Consider the following 606-nt stretch of genomic DNA (forward strand, 5'->3'; position numbering starts at 1 on the left):
ACCAGCTGGTCACGGCCGATGAGGGACGTGTCGGCGTGCTTGTCACGCATCTTCCGCACGGCGTCTCCGCGACGGCGGTGTCGGTGGAGCTGGAGCTCCACGACATTCCCTGGCGCCGCGCCAACGTCGCGCTATTCCGAATCGACGGCACGCATTCCAACGCCTTCGCTGCAAATCGGCGCCGCATGCCGTCGCCGCCCCTTTCGCCAATTGCCGTGCGCCAGCTGCGCCAGGCCGCGGAGATGGCGGAGGGAGCATCGCTCCGCCCTGGACTGCACATGGTGGGTCGTCGCCTACGCCTGCCGCTTCTGCTGCAACCCTTCGCGACCGTGCTGGTCTCGATCACGCCTTTCGATCGCCTGCCACCCGCCCCGCCACGATGGGTGGAAGCGAGCATGGCCGGTGCCGATGTCGTGCTTCGCTGGACACCGAACAACGAGCCCGGATTCTACGGCTACGAACTGCTGCGCCTTGGTCCCGAGCGGCGTGTCGCACCACGGCTGCTGCGCGGGGCGCTGTGGGTGGACACCGCACCGCCGGTGACCGGCTCGGTGCGCTATGCCGTGCGTGCGATCTCTACGTCCGGCCGAGCTAGTCCGATTGTCA

General features: G+C 68.2%; 1 protein-coding gene. It reads left to right on the plus strand.

Translation table 11 applies throughout. From position 1 onward, the window contains the following. Positions 1-606, plus strand: a 606-nt coding sequence (locus ACLF3M_RS35390) for a hypothetical protein (protein WP_430661712.1), incomplete at both ends; no start/stop codon positions are given.

It is taken from the genome of Falsiroseomonas sp. HW251 (assembly GCF_050563545.1).
Lineage (GTDB): Bacteria > Pseudomonadota > Alphaproteobacteria > Acetobacterales > Acetobacteraceae > Falsiroseomonas.